Annotated in this window: 12 protein-coding genes and 2 pseudogenes; 10 read left to right on the plus strand and 4 right to left on the minus strand. The window is 74.0% G+C overall.

The genetic code is table 11. The features are described 5' to 3' along the window. Nucleotides 1-195 precede the first annotated feature (195 nt). The 4 genes and pseudogenes from AOK09_RS41950 to AOK09_RS11050 all read left to right on the plus strand — a co-directional run. Nucleotides 196-476: pseudogene (locus AOK09_RS41950) on the plus strand (solute carrier family 23 protein); the annotation flags it as partial. A gap of 2 nt (nucleotides 477-478) precedes the next feature. Next, nucleotides 479-1,526: pseudogene (locus tag AOK09_RS11040) on the plus strand (uracil-xanthine permease family protein); the annotation flags it as partial. A gap of 72 nt (nucleotides 1,527-1,598) precedes the next feature. Next, on the plus strand, nucleotides 1,599-2,561 hold the full coding sequence (locus AOK09_RS11045; RefSeq protein ID WP_063795922.1) for an alpha/beta hydrolase: 963 nt from the start codon (nucleotides 1,599-1,601) through the stop codon (nucleotides 2,559-2,561). 102 nt (nucleotides 2,562-2,663) lie between these two features. Next, nucleotides 2,664-3,116, plus strand: coding sequence for a lamin tail domain-containing protein (locus tag AOK09_RS11050; protein WP_079062946.1), 453 nt, complete (start codon nucleotides 2,664-2,666; stop codon nucleotides 3,114-3,116). A gap of 284 nt (nucleotides 3,117-3,400) precedes the next feature. Here the strand turns inward: AOK09_RS11050 and AOK09_RS11055 are convergent, their stop codons facing one another. After that, nucleotides 3,401-4,447 carry an MBL fold metallo-hydrolase gene (locus tag AOK09_RS11055; RefSeq protein WP_055586975.1) on the minus strand — a complete coding sequence of 349 codons (1,047 nt, stop codon included), beginning with the start codon at nucleotides 4,445-4,447 and terminating at the stop codon, nucleotides 3,401-3,403. 100 nt (nucleotides 4,448-4,547) lie between these two features. On the opposite strand from AOK09_RS11055, the gene AOK09_RS11060 reads away from it, so the two are divergent. After that, nucleotides 4,548-5,681, plus strand: coding sequence for an ADP-ribosylglycohydrolase family protein (locus AOK09_RS11060; protein WP_055586976.1), 1,134 nt, complete (start codon nucleotides 4,548-4,550; stop codon nucleotides 5,679-5,681). A 99-nt stretch (nucleotides 5,682-5,780) separates the two neighbouring features. After that, complete coding sequence (locus tag AOK09_RS11065; protein ID WP_175609286.1) at nucleotides 5,781-7,058, plus strand: DUF2637 domain-containing protein; 1,278 nt, start codon at nucleotides 5,781-5,783, stop codon at nucleotides 7,056-7,058. A gap of 20 nt (nucleotides 7,059-7,078) precedes the next feature. Here the strand turns inward: AOK09_RS11065 and AOK09_RS11070 are convergent, their stop codons facing one another. Further along, complete coding sequence (locus tag AOK09_RS11070; protein ID WP_055586977.1) at nucleotides 7,079-7,720, minus strand: hypothetical protein; 642 nt, start codon at nucleotides 7,718-7,720, stop codon at nucleotides 7,079-7,081. 124 nt (nucleotides 7,721-7,844) lie between these two features. Beyond that, nucleotides 7,845-9,500: a protein kinase domain-containing protein gene (locus AOK09_RS11075; RefSeq protein WP_055586978.1), complete on the minus strand. Its 1,656-nt coding sequence runs from the start codon at nucleotides 9,498-9,500 to the stop codon at nucleotides 7,845-7,847. A gap of 171 nt (nucleotides 9,501-9,671) precedes the next feature. On the opposite strand from AOK09_RS11075, the gene AOK09_RS11080 reads away from it, so the two are divergent. Then, nucleotides 9,672-10,967, plus strand: a complete 1,296-nt coding sequence (locus tag AOK09_RS11080; protein ID WP_055586979.1) for a DUF6986 family protein — start codon at nucleotides 9,672-9,674, stop codon at nucleotides 10,965-10,967. A 181-nt stretch (nucleotides 10,968-11,148) separates the two neighbouring features. Here the strand turns inward: AOK09_RS11080 and AOK09_RS11085 are convergent, their stop codons facing one another. After that, nucleotides 11,149-13,827: a beta propeller repeat protein gene (locus AOK09_RS11085; protein WP_055586980.1), complete on the minus strand. Its 2,679-nt coding sequence runs from the start codon at nucleotides 13,825-13,827 to the stop codon at nucleotides 11,149-11,151. 221 nt (nucleotides 13,828-14,048) lie between these two features. Here AOK09_RS11085 and AOK09_RS11090 point away from each other — a divergent pair, with 221 nt between their 5' ends. The 3 genes from AOK09_RS11090 to AOK09_RS11100 all read left to right on the plus strand — a co-directional run. Next, nucleotides 14,049-14,717 (plus strand): YigZ family protein, encoded by a 669-nt coding sequence (locus AOK09_RS11090; RefSeq protein ID WP_055586981.1) that lies wholly within the window; start codon nucleotides 14,049-14,051, stop codon nucleotides 14,715-14,717. A 292-nt stretch (nucleotides 14,718-15,009) separates the two neighbouring features. After that, nucleotides 15,010-15,216, plus strand: a complete 207-nt coding sequence (locus tag AOK09_RS41955; RefSeq protein ID WP_245687235.1) for a cupin domain-containing protein — start codon at nucleotides 15,010-15,012, stop codon at nucleotides 15,214-15,216. Nucleotides 15,217-15,449: 233 nt separating this feature from the next. Continuing rightward, a partial coding sequence (locus tag AOK09_RS11100; RefSeq protein ID WP_407675389.1) for a hypothetical protein occupies nucleotides 15,450-15,791 on the plus strand: 342 nt, incomplete at its 3' end.

A 15,791-nucleotide genomic window follows, 5' to 3' on the forward strand; every position in this document is an offset into this window, starting at 1 on the left:
GCGGGCGCCGGGCGCCGAGGCGGACGGGCCGGGCTCCGGGAGGGTGCGAGAGCGCCGGCCGGGCGGCCGGGTACCGCCGCCGGGTGGGTGAGCCGCGCCGGTAGGGCGGGTCGGGTGGGCCGTCCGGCGGGCATGGCCGACGATCGAACGGTGGTCCACAGGGCGACCAGGTCGAACGCGGCGAAGGGACAGCACATGGGGCGCGGCCTCGGCTGGAAACTCCATGGGGACGGCAAGACCCTGGGCCCCGGTGAGGTCGTCCGGCCGGGGGAGCGGCTGTCCTGGCCCCGCACCGCCGGACTCGGCGCCCAGCATGTGGTGGCGATGTTCGGGGCGACCTTCGTGGCTCCCGTACTGATGGGCATGAACCCCAACCTGGCGGTGCTGCTCTCCGGTGTCGCCACCATCGTCTTCCTGCTGATCACCCGCGGCCGTATCCCCAGCTATCTGGGCAGCAGCCTCTCCTTCGTCGGGGTNNGGTCGCCGTGGTGCTGCTGGCGGCCGGACTGGCCGTCCACGCGCTGGGCGCCCACGTGGTGCACGCGGTGCTGCCGCCCGTGGTCACCGGGGCGGTGGTGATGATCATCGGCTTCAACCTGGCGCCGGTGGTGGCCAGGACCTACTGGCCGCAGGACCAGTGGGTGGCGCTGCTGACCATGGCCTTCACCATCGGCGCCATGGTGGTGGCACGGGGCTTCTGGTCGCGCGTCGCCGTCTTCCTGGGCCTGATCTTCGGCTATCTGCTCTCCTGGGTCCTGGACCGGGCGTTCGGCCGGATCCACTCGGCGAACGCCGCCGGACAGCTCACCGACCACTGGCGGGTGGACCTCAGCGGTGTCCGTACGGCCGACTGGTTCGGCCTGCCCTCGCTGCACGGACCCGACTTCAGGTTCTCCGCGGTGCTGCTGGCGCTCCCCGTGGTCGTCGCCCTCATCGCCGAGAACGCCGGACACGTCAAGGCGGTGGCCGAGATGACCGGCGACGACCTGGATCCGGACCTTGGCCGGGCCATCGCCGCCGACGGCACCGCCAGCATGCTGGCCACGGCTGCCGGCGGTCCGGCGACCACCACCTACGCCGAGAACATCGGCGTCATGGCCGCCACCCGCGTCTACTCCACCGCGGCGTACCTGTGCGCCGCGCTCTTCGCCATCCTCTGCGGACTCTGCCCCAAGTTCGGCGCCGTCGTGGCCGCCACCCCGGGCGGGGTGCTGGGCGGGATCACCGTGGTGCTCTACGGCATGATCGGGCTGCTGGGCGCCAAGATCTGGCACGAGAACGCGGTCGACTTCGGCAATCCGCTCAATCTGGTCCCCATCGCCGCGGGCGTCATCATCGGGATCGGCGATGTCTCGCTCCGCTTCACCAGTGACTTCGCCCTCAACGGGATCCCGCTGGGCACCATCGTCACCATCGCCGGTTATCACGTGCTGCGTCTCTTCGCCCCGCCGCACCTCAGGGGCGAGCCGCCGCTGCTGGACGCCGCCGAGCCGGACCAGGGGCCGGCCGCACCCGGGCAGGGCTGAGTGGGTGCGCCGTCCGTCGGCCGCTGATGGCATGATCTGCGCGTTGCTCGATGGGACACGGGGAGGGCCGTCATGCAGACAGGCGAGGTCGACAGCGCTCGGGGCGCGGCAGCGGACACAGGGCGGCGGGGACCGGGCAGACGCGGGGTGCTGCTGGCCGCGCTCGGCGGCGCGGTACTGCTGGGCGGCGGGGCGGGCGCGGCGATGGTCGAGGATCTGCTGCCGGGCGGTGTGCCGCTGCGGCGGGCGCTCGGACTCACCGGCCCGGACGGGACCGTACCGGCCGTCACCCCCGGGCCGGTGCACACCTCCACGGTCCGCTCCCGGGCGCGCGGCAGCGAGGTCAAGCTGGTCACCATGGTGCCGCCCGGAGCCGACCCCGCCGCCCTGCCGGTCTGCCTGGTGCTGCACGGACGGGGCGGCGACGCACGGACGATGGTGGAGCTGGGGATGCCGCAGTTCCTGGCGGCGGCGGTTGCCCACGGCGTACCGCCCTTCGCGCTGGTGGCGCTGGACGGCGGTGACAACAGCTACTGGCACCGGCGTTCCGCCGGGGACGATCCGCAGCGGATGTTGCTGGAGGAGGTGCCGGGGTGGCTGCGGGCCCGTGGGCTGAGCCGCGCCACGGCGGGGGTGCCGCGTGCGGCGCTCGGGATCTCGATGGGCGGCTCCGGGGCTCTGCAGTACGCCCTGGGCCGGGGCGGTGCGGTGGACGCGGTCGCGGCCGTCAGCCCGGCGGTCTTCCGTACCTGGGCCGACGCGGCCACCACCGGTGGCTACAACGACGAGGCCGACTGGCAGGCCCATGAGCCCCTGCTGGCCCTGGCCCGTCCCCGCGGCCGGCGGCTCGGGGTGTGGTGCGGCACCGAGGACCCCTTCTGTGCAGCAGCCCGCACGCTGGCCGATCGCGGTGGAGCGGTGGAGCGGCACTTCCCTCGGGGGGAGCACACGGACGGTTTCTGGCGCAGGATCATGCCGGAGGCCTTCGCCTTTGTCGGCCACTCGCTGAAGAGTGCCGCCGGCGGGTCGTCGTGAACTGAGTCAAGTTCACGCATGTGGTGTACGAGCTGTTTTGAAAGGCGTTAAGCTCTCGGTCGCGACCAGTTGTGGAGATTCCATGAAGGGCAGAGCCGCAGAGTGAAGACCAGCCGTATATCCGCCGTCGCCGTCTCCATCGCCGTGGGGGTGGCCGGCCTGCTGTCCGCCGGTCCGGCCGAGGCCGCCGGATCGGTGCACCTGACCAAGATCTACTACGACAGCCCGGGTAAGGACACCCGCTCCAACCAGAGCCTCAACGCCGAGTACGTCCAGATCAAGAACTCCACTTCCAAGTCGGTCAACCTGCACGGCTGGACCCTGGTGGACGCCTCCCGGCACCGCTATGTCTTCCCCTCCTTCACCCTGAAGGCGGGCCGCACCGTCACGGTGCACACCGGCCAGGGCCGCAACACCGCGGCCAACCTGTACCAGCAGCGCCGGGCCTACGTCTGGAACAACGACAGGGACAAGGCCACCCTCAAGCGCGCTTCCGGTGCGGTCCAGGACACCTGCGCCTACAACAACGCCCACCGCGACTGGACCGCCTGCTGAACGGGGCCGGCTGAACAAGGCTCGCTGAACCGGGCCTACGGTGAACAGCGCCTTCGGACCCGCCCGCCACGGGCGGGTCCGAAGGCTTGCCGAGTCGGAAGGCCTGCCGGCCCCCGGGCCCCAAGGTTGCGGGCCGGGGGCGTGCGGGCCCGAAGGCCCGCGGAGCCCGAGGATCGGAACAGGTACGGACCCGAAAGGTACGAACCCACAGGTACGAACCCCGAACGCATCCAACGGGCCCGAACACGCACGGGGCCGATGTGCCGCCCGCCCCGTCGGCGGTGTCAGCCCTGTCGGTCGGTGGCCGGCTGACCGGACGAGCGGGGCGCGGGCAGACCCGGGTGCTCCAGCTCCCACGCCGCCTGCGCCACCTGGCCCATGGTCAGCAGCATGTCGGGGAACCCTGCTGCGCCGTCCAGATGCCGGTACTCGGTGCCGACCGTGACCACCAGACGCTCGGGCAACGACATCCCCGGGCGGTGGACCTCGCCGATGATCCGCCGGGCCGCCTCCAGCGCGGGCACTCCCGCGGCGTGCAGCCGGTGGGCCTGCTCGCGGACCTGGTCGAGATACGCGATGTGGCGGTGCACCCCCTCCCGGTCGAGCACCGGGCCGTGACCGGGTACGAAAGTCTCCGCGCCGGTGGCCAGGGCCCGCTCGCAGGCAGACACCACATTGGCCAGCGGCCCCGCCCAGTGCACCGGGTGGTCGCCGGGCTGCTCGTCGGTGTGGGAGAAGATCACGTCGCCGGTGAAGACCGTGCGCTGCTGCGGCAGATGGACCAGCAGATCCCCGGCGGTGTGCGCCGGCGGCAGACCGATGAGATGCAGCGGGACCTCCCCGACCCGCAGCTCCAGCTCCCCGGTGAAGACCGTGGTGGGCCTGCGGACCTCGGTCCCCTTCCAGTCGAACCGCCCGAAGCTGCGCTTGACGTACCAGCCCAGCACCGTCTCCGGGTCCAGGTTCTGCACCAGGGCGTGCAACTGGGCCGGGTCGGGCTCGTGGTCGATGTGGCCGAGGGTCTCCCGGGTGGAGATGATCTCCGCGTCGGGAACGACCTCGGCCCCCCAGAGATGGTCGCCGTTGCCATGGGTCACGATGACCCGGTCGATCGAGGCGCCCTCGGCCAGCAGCGGCCGTCCCAGCTCCAGGAAGCTGGTCGCCATCGCCCGGTCGTAGGGGCTGTCGATCCAGGCCGCGGAGCGGCCGCGCGGGCATATCACCAGCCCGCAGTTGGCCAGTCCCCAGCCTGTGGAGGGGGTCGGCGTCCAGAGGTGCAGATTGTCGGCGAGCGGGCGCAGGCGCGGGAGCGTGCCCGGGTGCGAGGTCATGGACGACCATTCTGCCTGTCCCCGGAATTGCGGAGACAGGGTGTCCGTGGTCCCTGGCATGATCCTGCGCCGGAGTCACTGCCACGAGGGGAAGCGGACGATGGTGCAGAGGTCCTGGGACGAACTGGTGGTCAGGCGGGCGCGGATCCGGGGGTGCCTGCTGGGCGGGGCCGTCGGCGACGCACTGGGCAACCCCGTGGAGTTCCGCTCGCTGGCCGGTATTCGCGACACCTACGGCGAGGCGGGCGTCACCGGTCCGGTCCGCGACGGCCAGGGGGTGGTGGGCAGGGTCACCGACGACACGCAGATGACCCTCTTCACCGCGGAGGCCCTGATCCGGGCCCGGATACGGGAGGCGGCCAAGGGCATCGGCGGCGCCGAGACCAGCATGATGCGTCACTCCTACCTGCGCTGGCTGGAGACCCAGGAGCACCGCGCACCGCAGCCCGTCGAGGCGGGGGACGCCGACGTGCGCTCCGGCTGGCTGCGGCAGCAGGAGTGGCTGTACGCCCGGCGGGCGCCGGGCAACGCCTGCCTGTCCGGCCTGCGGTCCCGCCATGTACCGGACCCCTACGCCGCCCTGGACGGCCGCCCCGGTCCGGTGAACTCCGGCTCCAAGGGCTGCGGCACCGTGATGCGCTCCGCACCCTTCGGCCTGACCGGCCTGCCCGCCGAGCGCGCCTTCACCCTGGCGGGGCGGTGCGCCCAGATCACCCATGGACACCCCACCGGTTACTACGCCGCCGCCGCACTGGCGGCGATCACCACCCACCTGCTGGACGGAGACTCCCTGGAGGGCGCCGTGCTGCGGGCCATGGAACTGCTCGGCCGGCACCCCGGCCACGAGGAGACCACCGATGCCCTGCGCACCGCCCTCCGCCTCGCCGCCGAGGGCGGACCCACCGCGGAGAAGGTGCAGTCGCTGGGCGCCGGCTGGATCGCCGAGGAGGCGCTGGCCATCGCGGTGTACTGCGCCCTGGCCGCCCGGACCGTGCGGGAGGCGCTGCTGCTCTCCGTCAACCACTCCGGGGACAGCGACTCCACCGGATCGGTCTGCGGCAATCTGCTCGGTGCACACCACGGCGACGTACGGCTGCCCGCCGACTGGCTGGCCGTCACCGAGGGCCGCGGCACCATCGCGGAGCTGGCGGACGACTTCTCCGCGCAGTTCCACCCCGCGGACGACGGCTCCGGCGCCGAGCCGGGACCCGGTGCCGACCGCTACCCGGGCTGAGCCCGAGGGCTCCGGACGGGACGCCCGCCACCGCGCGGACGCCGGGGTGTGGCAAGCTGTCCCGTCCGGTGCCGCCGAGACCCGGAGGATGAGAGCGCCGTGGCACGTCCCTCGATAACCCGCGCGCATCGCGTACTGATAGGCCTGGTGGCCGCCGGCGCCTGCCTGATCGCCGGTATCGGATTCGCCGGTTCCTACAACGCGGTGCGTGAGTTGGCGGTGCGCAAGGGCTTCGGCACCTTCGCCTACGCCTTCCCGGTCGGCATCGACGCCGGGATCGTGGTGCTGCTGGCGCTGGACCTGGTCCTCACCTGGCTGCGCATCCCCTTCCCGCTGCTGCGGCAGACGGCATGGCTGCTCACCGGCGCCACCGTGGTCTTCAACGCCGCGGCCTCCTACCCCGATCCGCTGGGCATGGGGATGCACGCCGCGATCCCGGTGCTCTTCGTGGTGGTGGTCGAGGCGGCCCGGCACGCCGTCGGCCGGATCGCGGACATCACCGCGGACCGGCACATGGAGTCGGTGCGGCTGGTCCGCTGGCTGCTGGCACCGATCCCCACCTTCCGGCTGTGGCGCCGGATGAAGCTGTGGGAGCTGCGCTCCTACGACGAGGTGGTGCGCCATGAGCAGAACCGCCTGGTCTACCGGGCCCGGCTGCGTGCCCGCTACGGCCGCAACTGGCGCCGCTCCGCGCCGATCGACGCCCTGCTGCCGTTGAAACTGGCCCGCTACGGGGTGCCGCTGGACTCGGCGCCCGCCGCGGAGCGGGCACCGGCCGAGACCGCCCCGGCCCTGCACTGGGAGCCGCTGGCCGCGGTGGAGCAGACACTGCCCATCCCCGGGCAGCGCAGCGGCCCGGCAGGGCCCGTACGGGACGTACGGGGGCCGCTGCCGGAGCAGCAGCCCCCGGCCCTCCAGCCGGAGCCGGATCTGGCCCTCCTCGCCCAGCCCGGTCACCAGGCCGAGTTCGAGGCCGAGTTCGCGTTCGAGCCCGAGGCCGAGCTGCCCGTGGTGCCGTCCTCCAACGGCCGGCGGCCGCTGCGGGTCCCCGAGCCGCCGGCCGCCGCAGCGCCGCAACCCGAGCCACTTCCCCAGACCGCACCACAGCCGCAGTCCGAACCCGAACCGCAGCCGGAACCCGAGCCGGAGCCGCTCGCCGAGCCGGAACCCGAACCGCTGCCGGTGAGCGACGACGAGTGGCTGGAGATCTACCTCGACGGCCTGGTCGCCTACATCGACTACTACGGCAGGGACCCCGACCACTACCGCCTCAGCCAGTACCTCCGGGGCCGGGGCGTGCCCCCGGTCAACGACAGCCATCTCCGCCGGTTCTGGCCCCAGCTCCAGGAGCGCTACGCGGCGCTGGAGCGACAGTAGGGACAGCAGTTGCATCCGCCTCACCTCCCGGCCAGCTGGCGGCGGCACTCGGCCGCCAGCTCCGGATAGGCCCTGGCGATGGCGTCGTGCAGCCTCGCCCGCAGCAGCTGGGCGGCCTCGGTGCGGCCCGCACCGCCGTAGAGGCCGTCCATCAGGGCGTCGTAGCGGGTGAGCCGGTGGCGCAGATAGTCGACCTGCCAGCGGGCCATGGTGGCGGCGTCCGTGGTGGCGACCGCGGCCGGGTCGGGGATGTGCCCCGGCCGGTGCCAGACGCGTTCCTGGTCGCGGCGGTTGCGGTGCCGTACCGCCTCCTCGGCGAGCTCGCCCCGGCTGAGCCTCGGCACCTCGACCGGCTCGGTCGTGATCCGGTCCAGCACCGCCTTGCGGCGGCGTGCCGCGGCCTCCCGGGCGGCGGCCGAGCGGCGTGCGGCAGCCGCCAGCGCCCGGGCGAACTCCACGGTGCCCTCGGCGGACTCGACCCGTCCGATGGCGAACATCCGGGTCGGTGCGGCCGCACCGTAGAACGGGCTGCGGCCCTGGGCGTCCGGCTCGCCCAGCAGGTCGCGGACCATCGACGCGGTCCAGCCGCGGGCCCGCAGGGCGGCCAGCGTGTAGTAGGTGCGATGGAGCTCGCCCTCAGGGCAGGGCAGGGATTCCGCCATCGTCGTGTCCCCCCGTCGTCCGGCGGATCGTCGGAACACCACGTATAGAGCACGCCACTGACAGTCACCCCCGTGCCCGGGTCGGCCCGGGGCTGCGGCCGCCCCCGCCGGAGCCACGGCGGAGCTAGGGTGCGCCGCCGGGCGGCACCGCCGCCCTGATGTCCAGGACGAAGACCAGTGTGGCGCCCGGCCCCACCCCCAGGGCGGCACTGCCCTTGCTGCCGAAGGCGTCCTCGGGTGGTGCCACGACCAGCAACCTGCTGCCCACCCGTTGGCCGGCCACGCTGCGCTCCAGGGCGTCGATCACCTGGCCTGCGCCGACCTGGAAGACCTGGGGGCGCTCCCCGGGGTCGTAGGAGCTGGGGACGGACCTGCCCGCGGTCCAGTCCGCCGCCGTGTAGTCGACGGTGACCCAGTCCTGCCGCCGTACCGTGCGCCCGGCGCCCTCGCTCACCGTGGAGACGTCGAACCGCTCGTCCTGCGGCGGCCGGTCCGGCAGGGTGAGCCCGGCCTTGCTGCCGAAACGGCCCGAGACGGCGACCGCCGGGTCCAGCCCGGAGACCTCACGCCCGGCGGCCGCCGCCCCGGAACCGCCGCCGCTGTGCACCGCCGTCGGGGTGCCCCCGCCGGTCGGTGGTGGCACGGCGGGCGCGCCCGCCCCTGGCGGCCGGGCGGCCGCCCGGCCGGTCCCTGCGGAGCCGTTGACGACCGTGTAGCCCACCCCGCCGCCCGCCAGCAGCACCAGGGTGGCGACCGCGGCGGACAGCCGGGGCCGGCCCGGGCGGCGAAGCGGGACGCTCAGCCCCGGTGTGGCGCGGTCCCAGCCGGGTTCCAGGGCGGACGGACTGGACGGCCCCCCATAAGCCGACGAGGCCGACGGGACGGACCAGTGGGCGGCGATCGCCGCCTCCAGCGCGTCCGCACCGAAGCCCGCCCCGCCCGGGTGCGGGGCCGGCCCTCCAGCCAGCAGCCGTAGGCACGCCTCCACCAGTTCCGCAGCGGTGGGCCGCCGTGCCGGTGACTTGTCCAGGGCGGCCCGCACCAGCGGCAGCAGCCCGGGAGGGACACCCGTGGTGTCGGCCTCCTCGCGCATGATGCGGTAGGCGACCGCGTCCGGTGCGCCGCGGCCGAAGGGCGGCCGGCCGGTGGCCGCGTACGCCGTCAGGGCTCCCCAGGCGAAGACGTCGGCGGCGGTGCCGGTCCGTTCGCCGCGGTACTCCTCAGGGCTGGTCCAGCCGGGCGTGCCGGTCCAGCCCCCGGTGCGGGTGATGGCGGTCTCGTCGAGGACGTGGGCGATGCCGAAGTCCAGGACGCGCGGGCCGCGTTCGGCCAGGATCACGTTGCCCGGCTTGAGGTCGCGGTGCACCACGCCCGCCGCATGCACTCCGGCCAGCGCGCCGGCCACCCCGGCGGCCAGCGCCGGCAGCGTGCCGCCCCGCAGCGCCCCGTGGTGGGCCAGCTGGTCGTGCAGGGTCGGTCCGGCCACGTACTCGGTGGCCAGCCAGGGGCGGGCGGTGTCGGTGTCCGCTCCCAGCAGCGGGACCAGGCACGGTCCGGTCACCCGGCGCAGCAGGTCCACCTCGCGCCGGAAGCGGGCGCGGAACGACGGATCGTCGGCGATCTCCGCGCGGACCACCTTGACCGCGACCCGGCGGCCCTCCCGGTCGGCTCCGGCGTAGACAATGCCCATGCCGCCCGCGCCGAGCCGGCCCAGGACCCGGTACGGGCCGATCTCGGCGACGTCCTCGTCGGTCAGCGGAAGAACGCGGCTGGTGGCCATGGCTCCTCGGATCCTCGGAGGGGGCCGCCCGGCGGCGTACCGGCCCGGCGGCGGCGTACTGCTGCACGGATGACGCGGCGCACCGGCGAAGGGTTCACCGTTGACGGCGCAGCCGGCGGTGGCTAGCGTCGACGGTTCAACAGACTGTTGAACCCCGGAGGGGTGGCGCGGATGACGCAGCATCAGGCGCGCGGCCGTACGACGCTCCCCGCGGCGCTGCTCGCGGAGGTGGACACCTCCCTCGCCGAGGCCGACGCCGAACTGGCACGCCGCTATCCCGGTGACCCCGGCAGCCGCCAGCCGGTGCACACGGTCTATGTGCCCGCCGACCGCTTCGACGCGGAGACCGTACGGAGCTGGGGCAGCCAGGCGCTGGAGGCCATGGACGCCCACGCGCCCACTCCGGGGGCCTTCGCCGCCGCCCTGGGCGTGCCCGGCGGCGGACTCGCCGCCGAGGTCCACGCCCGGGTCCGGGCCAAGCTGGCCCGCGAGCCGGTGGAGGATCTGCGCATCGACTTCGAGGACGGCTACGGTCACCGCCCCGACGCCGAGGAGGACGCCGACGCGGTGCGCACCGCCCGCCTGGTGGCCGCCGCCGCGGCCGACGGGACCGGGCCGCCGTATGCGGGCGTCCGCGTCAAGTGCCTGGAGGCCGGGGTGCGCACACGCGGCATCCGCACCCTGGACCTCTTCCTCACCGCGCTGCTGGACGCCTCCGGAGCCCTTCCGGCCGGACTGCGGCTCACCCTGCCCAAGGTCACCCACCCCGGGCAGGCGGCCGCCATGGCCCGGCTCTGCGAGGGGTTCGAGCGGGCGGCCGGACTCCCGGACCGGCGGATCGGGTTCGAGATCCAGATCGAGACCACCCAGTCGATCCTGGGGGCCGACGGCCGGGCCACCGTCGCCCGCCTCATCGACGCCGCGGACGGCCGCTGCACCGGGCTGCACTACGGCACCTTCGACTACAGCGCCGCGTGCGGTGTCGGGCCCGCCCAGCAGCGCCCCGACCATCCGGCGGCCGACTACGCCAAGGCCGTGATGCAGGTGGCCGCAGCAGGCACCGGGGTCCGCCTCTCGGACGGCTCCACCAATGTGCTGCCGGTCGGCACCACCGAGGAGGTCCACGCGGCCTGGCGGCTGCACCACGGGCTGGTCCGGCGGTCCCTGGAACGCGCCTACTACCAGGGCTGGGACATGCACCCCGGCCAGCTGCCGACCCGCTACGCGGCCGTCTACGCCTTCTACCGCGAGGGACTGGGAGCCGCCGGGCGGCGCCTCGCGGCGTATCTGTCCGGCGCCGCGGGCGGTGTGCTCGACGAGCCCGCCACCGCCAGGGCGCTCAGCGGCCACCTGCTGCGCGGCCTGGACTGCGGGGCCCTGGACGGCGCGGAGGTCGCCGGGGCGTGCGGCCTGGACCGGGCGGAGCTGGAGTCGCTCGCCGGGCGTGGGACCGTTCCCGGCGTCTGACGCCGGGAACGGTGACGGCCCCGTGCCGCCGTGGGGCGGCGCGGGGCCGTGGCCGGCAGTTGTGCACGGCCGGTGTCCAACAGGGCGGACCGCGGGCGGACCACCCCGGGCGGACCGCCAGGATCGGCGCCGCCCGTTCAGGACCGTCGCATCAGCACCGCCGGATCAGTGCCGCCCCGGATCAGTGCAGGGAGGCCAGCGACATCGACCAGATCCCGCGCCCGTGGGTGGCCGCGTAGAGCCGTCCGTCGGGCCCGGCCTTCACCTGGAGCACGGCGACGGCCGGCAGCTGCCCGACCGCCTTCCAGCCCGTGCCGCCCGGCGCCCGGTAGACCACGCCGAGGTCGGTGGCCAGCACCAGGCCGCCGCCGGGCAGCGCCAGCAGGGAGTCGGCAGGCACGTCGGGCAGGTTGCGGGAGATGTCCTTCCAGCTCGATCCGCCGTTCCAGGACTCGAAGACATGGCCGACACCGGCGCCGGGGCCCTCCGTCCAGTGCCGGGAGAAGCCGTTGACCGCCAGGTAGACGTGGTCGGCGTTCCCGGGGTCGACGGCGAAGCCGGAGAGGTAGCGGTTGGGCACCGTCCCGTCGACCGGGAGGTTCAGCTGGTGCCAGCCCGTACCGTCGGCGTTGCCCACCGCGATGCCGCGGGCGAACCCCTGGTTGTTGCAGGGGCCGCACCACGCGGCGTACACCCGGCCGCCGGAGGCGGCGACCGCCGTGGCCACATGGCCCTCGCCCAGGTCGAAGGCGCTGGTCCACTCGGCGGAGCTGCGGATGGCGTAGCCGTGGGTCTGCACCCACACATGGCGGCCGCCCGCGATCCAGGTGGCGCTGTCCTTGGCGTCGGCGGCCAGCGGGGCGGTGAAGCGGGCCCCGGCGGAGCCGTCCTGGTTGTCGGGCGGGGCGACGGACCAGGAGGTGGCCCGGCTGGGGTCGGTGAGCCAGGAGCCGTCGTTGGCCGCGCAGTTCTGGGTGACCTGCACCGCCAGGTAGACGTACTCCTGGGCGATGTCGCAACCGTTCTGCGGGTCGGTGAGGGTGTCCCCGCCGTCGCCGCCGAAGTTGGAGCCCATCACCCGGTCGCCGCTGCGCAGCATCGACTGCCCGTTGTCCTGGAGCCCGCCGTTCACCGAGACACCGCCGTGCTCACGGTCGCGGCCGATGCCCACCGAGTAGTACTGCAGGGTGTCGATGGTGCCGTCGTTGAGCGACGTCCAGTCGGTGGCGTGGCCGTCCGCGTTCGCCGTGCCGTGCAGCGGCCGCCGGTAGACGCCGCCGTCGTTGCCGACGTAGAGGTAGCTCCTGCCGTGGTAGCTGCCCACCGCCACCGCATGCTGGTCGGGGTGGGTGGTCGCGGGGCAGTCGCCGCTCTGCCGGGAGGGGTCGATGGACCAGCAGTCGAAGTCGAAGTTCCAGTACGGGCCGACGGCCGACCAGGTCGCACCGCCGTCCCGGGTCTCGAAGACCTCCTCGAGTCCCGCGTAGACATGCGCCGGGTCGGCCGGGTCGACCTGGAGGAACTGGTTGTACCAGGCCTGGACGCCGGGCTTGAAGCCGTCGCTGGTGAGGGCCGAGCCCGCCGCGCTCAGCGTCGGGTAGTCGGCGATCCGCTGCCAGGGGCCGAACGGTGAGCCGCTGCGCGACACATAGATCCCGGCCAGCGAGCTGTCGGGGTCGGTCGCCAGCTGCCGGGGGGACTGGTCGATCGCGTAGTAGCGGGAACCGTCGGCGGACCGGGCGAAGGTGACCGCACCCACGTCGTCGCTCGCCGTCGGCAGCTCTCCCAGTCCGCCGGTCAGCCGCTGCCAGCCGCCGCCGGGGGCCTTGGCGTAGAAGCCGTTGTAGTCGTCACCGCTGCGCCAGCCGATCGCGAGCACCACCCGGGAGGGGTCGCGGGGGTCGACGGCGATGTCATCGGCGATGTTCTTGTACGGGGCGTCGGGGTCGTCGGCCTTCGGGCCGCCCTGCAGGTAGTCGGGGTTGGGGGCGTACTCCAGCTTCCACGCGCCGCTCAGCCGGCGGGTGGAGTGGCTCCACACACCGCTGCTGGTGGCCGCCCACACCCGGTCGCCCGCGAAACGCAGCTGGTGGATGGTGGTGTTCTCCAGCTCGGCGCCGCCCACCCGGTCCCGGGTGCCGAATGAGCCGTGCCGGGGGTCGGACAGTGCGTACACCCCGCTGCCCTGGTAGGCGTCGGAGTTGGTGGTGGCCTCGCCGGTGCCCAGCCAGAGCCTGCCCTGCGGGTCCAGGGCCAGTGCGCCGGTGGACTGCGTGGGCAGCCGGTCGCTGATGGGCTGCCAGTGGCCGCCGCCCCGGGTGGAGCGCCAGACGCCGCCGCCGGCACTGCCGGTGAAGACGTCGCCGTCGCCGTCGGCGGCCAGGGCGGCGGTGCGGCCGGTGACGAGCCCGGCGCCGCCGCTGGAGTTGGAGTCGATGTCGCGGTACCGGGGGTCGTCGGAGTCGTACGGCAGGCCGGTGACATGGGCCCACTGGCCGCCGGTCCTCGGCAGGGCCTCGAGCGCGGACCAGGCGGCGCTGTAGGCGCCCGGCGCGATCGTCCCGGGGGAGGTGCGGGCCTCGGCGTACTGCGCCGCGCCCTCGGCGATCTCGTCCGCCTCGCCGCCGTCCCCGTCGCCGCCGCCCTCACCGGCGTCGGCGGCGGCTGCCAGGGAGGGCAGGGCGCCCGGTGTCCGGGCCGCCTGGGCGCGGTGTCCGGCGGCCTGGGACAGGTGCCTGGCCCCGAAGGGTTGTCCTGCGGTGGGGTCCGACGCATGGCCGACGGGTATGCCGACCAGCATCGAGGTGGTGACGGCGGCACAGATCGTGAGCCACCGCCTGGTGCGGGTTGGTGCTGACAACAGTTCCTCCCCAGCGTGGGTCTGCGGGTACTGCCGACGGCCGGAGGCCGTCAAGGGAGGAGACGATCACGCGTGGGGGCTGCTGGGTGACCATCGATGAGCAGATTTGACTGAAGTTTTGTGCTGGACCTGCCACCGGCCGGGTATCCGGCGGGATCCGGCCGGTCGCCCGCCGGATCCCGCCGGATCCGGCCGGGGACGGCTGCGCATAGGGTGGTGGCATGTCCGAGCAGCAGCGCCGTCTCACCGTGAAGGGATCGGGCCGGCACGAGATCGAGGTCAAGAAGTCGCGCTTCATCTGCTCACTGGCCAGGGTCGCGGACGAGGAGGAGGCGCAGGCCTTCATCGCGGCCGTGCGCAAGGAGTTCTGGGACGCCCGGCACAACTGCACCGCCCTTGTCGTCGGTGACGAGCAGCGGCGCGAGCGCTCCAGTGACGACGGCGAGCCGGCCGGCACGGCCGGGGTGCCGATGCTGGAGGTGCTGCGCCGTCGCGGGCTCACCGACACCGCGGCCGTGGTCACCCGGTACTTCGGCGGGGTGCTGCTGGGTGCCGGAGGGCTGGTCCGGGCCTACGGGGCCGCCGTCTCCGAGGCGCTTGACCGGGTGGGCACCGTCGAGCGGCGCCCGGTCGCGCTGCTCGCCGTGACCACCGGGCACACCAGGGCGGGGCGCCTGGAGAACGATCTGCGCGCCGCGGGCCACACCGTCCGGGACGTCCGGTACGACGCGGGCGGGGTCCGGATCGAGGTCGGGGTCCCCGAACCGGAGACCGCCGCCTTCCACGCCTGGCTCGCCGAGGCCACCGGCGGCACCGCCGCCGCGGAGGCGGTCGGCGGCAGCCATGTCGAGGTGGAGGTCGACTCCACAGTTCCCTCCGAGCGCAAGTGACGGTTGGTCAGTCCGCCTGCGGAGCCGGTCCGGAGGGGCTGCGGGCTGCGGGTTAGCCTGCTCGGACGCCGACGATGTCGGCCGTGTCGCATGGGCGTCCGGCACACCGCCGTGCCGGATGCCCGCTCCGTTTCGGGCAGCAGTCCTTGCAGCAGGAGGAGCGTGCGTGGAGAGCAGCAGGCTGTTACAGCACCAGGGCGGCGGAACGCGGTCCGTCACACTCGCCGGAGGCACCTCCGCGGGCGGGCTTGCGGTGAGATCCGGGGGCCGTACCGATGTGGTGGCGCGGCGGATGACCATGGCGCCCGGAGGCGCCACGGGCTGGCACTACCACCCGGGGCAGGTGCTGGTGATCGTCGAGTCGGGCACCCTGACGCGCGTGCTGCACGACGGAACGGTGGAGACCACCCCGGCCGGTGCCGCCTTCGTGGAGGAGGGGGACCGGGGCACGCCCATATCGGCCACAACCTGGGGGCCGCGCCGGTGGTGCTCCATGTGACCTGTCTGGTCCCGGCGGGCTGCCCGCTGTCGGTTCCGGTGCGGTCACCCGTGTGCTGCCGCTGATCACTCGAACGGATGACCGTCGCCCGGGCCAGGAACTCCTGCCCCGGGCGACGGCGTTCTCCCACCATCGGTACGGACGGGACGCCGCTCCCGCCACCGCACCGCCATCCGACCCCCACCCACGGAGGACAGCCGGACCCCACCCCCGCACCACGGGAGGACCAGCGAATGACTCTGAACACCGCATCCGACCAGGCAGAACCACCCGCCGCCCGCTATCGCATGGTGGTCGTCAGCGGCCACAGCCATGCCGACACCGCCGCCCTGGCCGACCAGCGACTGCGCGGCTGGCTGAAGCGCGAGGGTTATGACGAGCCCCCCTCACTCCTCGCGGGCCTGCCACCCGCCGACCTGCCGCGGCCCGGCGCCGGGCGACCGGGGGGACCGCCCGAGGCCGTCCGCCACCGCCTCGCTGACCGGGCCTCCCTCGACCTCGACGCGGGGCTGCTGCGGCTCGCCGCCCCCGGGCCAGGCGGCGACCTCGGCGGGCACCCAGTCCCCGCCCCGGCC

Origin of the sequence: Peterkaempfera griseoplana, assembly GCF_001418575.1 — a bacterium.
GTDB classification, from domain to species: Bacteria; Actinomycetota; Actinomycetes; order Streptomycetales; family Streptomycetaceae; genus Peterkaempfera; species Peterkaempfera griseoplana.